Genomic DNA, 3,472 nt, shown 5'->3' with positions numbered 1-3,472 from the left:
GCCGTATTTGATATTGCGGAGCTGCGCGAGGTTACATCCTACGATGAGTTGGAACTGGATACGCTGGGAGACAGAAAAACGGCTCTGTTCCTCATTATGAGTGATACGGATGACAGTTTTAACTTTCTCATTTCCATGTGCTACACCCAGTTATTCAACCTGCTTTGTGAAAAGGCCGACGATGTGTATGGCGGCAGGCTTCCGGTTCATGTGCGCTGTCTGATTGATGAGTGTGCCAACATCGGGCAGATTCCGAAGCTGGAAAAGCTGGTGGCCACCATCCGAAGCCGTGAAATCTCTGCCTGTCTGGTGTTGCAGGCACAGAGCCAGCTCAAGGCAATTTACAAAGATAATGCCGATACCATCATCGGCAATATGGATACTTCCATCTTCCTGGGTGGCAAAGAACCAACAACGCTGAAAGAGCTGGCGGCTGTTCTGGGAAAGGAGACCATAGACACTTACAACACCGGAGAGAGCCGGGGACGGGAGACTTCCCACTCGCTCACCTATCAGAAATTGGGAAAAGAGCTGATGAGCCAGGACGAGCTGGCAATTATGGATGGCGGCAAGTGCATCTTGCAGTTGCGCGGTGTGCGTCCGTTTCTTTCAGACAAGTATGACATTACCAGACACCCTAATTTCAAATACACAGCTGATGCAGACAAGCGAAATACCTTTGATATTGAAGCATTTTTGTCTGCCAGACTAAAACTCAAGCCTGATGAGGTCTGCGATGTATATGAAGTAGACACGGAGGGCGTGTAATACGGTTCCGCTGAGAAAGGAGTGATCGTATCTATTTGCCGCAACTGCCTCTGTTGAGGCCATTGGCGTACAAAGCGGACAATCGCAAGAAAAATAATGAAAAAGGAGGACAGCCGGAATCAGGCTCTCATAGATCGAGGGCAGATTGTTCCGGCTTTTGTGCGCTTATGAAACAAACCTAACTAATCATTCAAATGATTCCGGCTAATATTATTTATGGCATTTTTTGAACAGGCAATTACCGTTCTTCAGACTCTCGTTATCGCTCTGGGCGCTGGTCTTGGTATCTGGGGTGTCATCAACCTGTTGGAAGGTTACGGCAACGACAACCCTGGCGCCAAATCTCAGGGCATGAAGCAGCTTATGGCCGGTGCTGGTGTAGCCGTTGTTGGTATGGTTCTTGTACCTCTGCTCTCCGGGCTGTTCTCTGTCTAAGCGTTCCTGCATGAAATCCTTGCCGCTCCCGCAGCTCTGCGGGGGCGGCGGAAAGGAGGTTGACACCGTATGGATTTCTTACTTGAAGCCCTGACGAATTGGCTGAAAGAAATGCTGGTGGGCGGTATTATGAGCAACCTTTCGGGGATGTTTGACAGTGTAAACCAACAGGTCGCGGATATATCCGTACAGGTAGGACAGACCCCACAGGGATGGAATGGCAGTATTTTCAATATGATTGAGAATCTGTCAAACTCCATCATGGTGCCGATTGCAGGTGTGATCCTGGCTATCGTGATGACCGTAGACCTGATCCAGATGATTGCAGACAAGAACAACCTGCATGATGTGGATACCTGGATGATTTTCAAGTGGGTGTTCAAATCAGCTGCCGCCATCCTCATTGTCACAAACACATGGAATATCGTGATGGGCGTCTTTGATATGGCGCAGAGCGTGGTGGCGCAGGCGGCAGGGATTATCAATTCGGATGCGTCCATTGACATTTCCTCAGTTATGACCGATCTGGAACCGAGGCTGATGGAAATGGATTTGGGACCGCTGTTCGGACTGTGGTTCCAATCCCTCTTTATTGGCATTACCATGTGGGCGTTGTATATCTGTATCTTTATCGTTATTTATGGCCGTATGATCGAGATCTACCTTGTAACTTCGGTGGCTCCCGTTCCAATGGCTGCAATGATGGGCAAAGAATGGGGCGGTATGGGACAGAATTACCTCCGATCCCTGCTGGCACTGGGCTTTCAGGCGTTTCTCATTATCGTCTGCGTGGCAATTTATGCTGTGCTGGTGCAGAACATCGCTCTGGAAGATGACATCATCATGGCAATCTGGAGCTGCGTGGGCTACACCGTACTGCTATGTTTTACGCTGTTCAAAACAGGCAGTCTCGCCAAATCAGTCTTTCAGGCGCACTAAAACGGAAGGAGGTTTCCACATTGGCTTATGTACCCGTACCCAAGGACTTAACAAAAGTCAAAACAAAGGTCATGTTCAATCTGACCAAGCGGCAGCTTATCTGCTTCACGGGCGGAGCGCTTATTGGCGTACCGCTTTTCTTTTTGCTCAGAAAACCTACCGGAAACAGTGTAGCGGCTATGTGTATGATGCTGGTTATGCTGCCCTTCTTTATGCTGGCTATGTACGAAAAGCATGGGCAGCCCCTGGAAAAGATCGTGGGCAACATTCTCAAAGTAGCTGTAATCCGTCCAAAGCAGCGACCTTACCAGACCAACAACTTTTATGCCGTATTAAAGCGGCAGGAAATGCTCGATAAGGAGGTGTATGACATTGTTCACCGCAATAAAAAAATGGCTGCATCGGATGTTCGGAAAAACCGAGGAAAAAACTGTGCAGCCGGTAAAGACAAAGAAAAAGCTGTCCCGCGCCGATAAGAAGCAGATCGAAGCGGCCATTGCCCGCGCTAACCGCACGGACAAAAAAGGAAAATCTGCGCAGGACAGTATCCCTTATGAACGGATGTGGCCGGACGGAATCTGCCGCGTATCGGACAGCCACTACACAAAGACCATCCAGTTTCAGGACATCAACTATCAGCTCTCCCAAAACGAAGATAAGACGGCAATCTTTGAGGGGTGGTGTGATTTCCTCAATTATTTTGACAGCTCGATTCATTTCCAGCTGTCTTTTTTGAATCTTGCGGCATCGGAGGAGACCTTTGCTAACTCCATTTCCATCCCGCCCCAGAGGGACGCCTTTGACAGTATCCGCGAGGAATACACCACAATGCTGCAAAATCAGCTGGCCAGAGGTAACAACGGTCTCATCAAGACCAAATACCTGACCTTTGGTATCGACGCGGACAGCATCAAAGCCGCCAAGCCCCGTCTGGAGCGTATTGAGACCGATATACTTAATAACTTTAAGCGTCTTGGTGTAGCTGCCAGAACGCTGGACGGTAAAGAAAGGCTTTTTCAGCTTCATGCGGTATTCCACATGGATGAACAACTCCCGTTTCAGTTTGAATGGGACTGGCTGGCTCCTTCCGGTCTGTCCACAAAGGATTTTATTGCACCAAGCTCCTTTGAGTTCCGCACCGGCAAGCAGTTCCGTATGGGTAAGAAATACGGGACTGTTTCTTTTTTGCAGATTCTCGCACCGGAGCTGAATGACCGTCTGTTGGCTGATTTTCTGGATATGGAAAGTTCGCTCATTGTGAGTATGCACATTCAGTCGGTGGATCAGGTGAAAGCCATCAAAACGGTAAAGCGAAAGATTACCGACCTGG

Annotated in this window: 4 protein-coding genes and 1 pseudogene; all 5 read left to right on the top strand. The window is 48.9% G+C overall.

The genetic code is table 11. From position 1 onward, the window contains the following. The coding region (locus tag OCV62_RS18015; RefSeq protein WP_262588372.1) for a VirD4-like conjugal transfer protein, CD1115 family at positions 1-768 on the top strand (768 nt) is incomplete at its 5' end. Between the two features lie 216 nt (positions 769-984). After that, a complete protein-coding gene (locus OCV62_RS18010) occupies positions 985-1,203 on the top strand; it encodes a Maff2 family mobile element protein (protein WP_003525154.1) in 219 nt (72 codons plus the stop codon). Between the two features lie 69 nt (positions 1,204-1,272). Continuing rightward, a complete protein-coding gene (locus tag OCV62_RS18005) occupies positions 1,273-2,142 on the top strand; it encodes a VirB6/TrbL-like conjugal transfer protein, CD1112 family (RefSeq protein WP_002576236.1) in 870 nt (289 codons plus the stop codon). Positions 2,143-2,162: 20 nt separating this feature from the next. Further along, entirely contained in the window at positions 2,163-2,618 is a 456-nt protein-coding gene (locus tag OCV62_RS18000) for a PrgI family protein (RefSeq protein WP_002576235.1), read from the top strand. After that, positions 2,575-3,472: pseudogene (locus OCV62_RS17995) on the top strand (VirB4-like conjugal transfer ATPase, CD1110 family); the annotation flags it as partial. The gene OCV62_RS18000 and the pseudogene OCV62_RS17995, both read left to right, overlap by 44 nt.

This window comes from Gallintestinimicrobium propionicum, assembly GCF_025567525.1.
GTDB classification, from domain to species: domain Bacteria; phylum Bacillota; class Clostridia; order Lachnospirales; family Lachnospiraceae; genus Gallintestinimicrobium; species Gallintestinimicrobium propionicum.
This window is presented reverse-complemented; position numbering and strand designations above follow the sequence as displayed.

Coding starts and splice junctions, on each gene's coding strand:
- OCV62_RS18010 (WP_003525154.1), top strand. CDS start 985: ATGGCATTTTTTGAACAGGCAATTACCGTTCTTCAGACTCTCGTTATC.
- OCV62_RS18005 (WP_002576236.1), top strand. CDS start 1,273: ATGGATTTCTTACTTGAAGCCCTGACGAATTGGCTGAAAGAAATGCTG.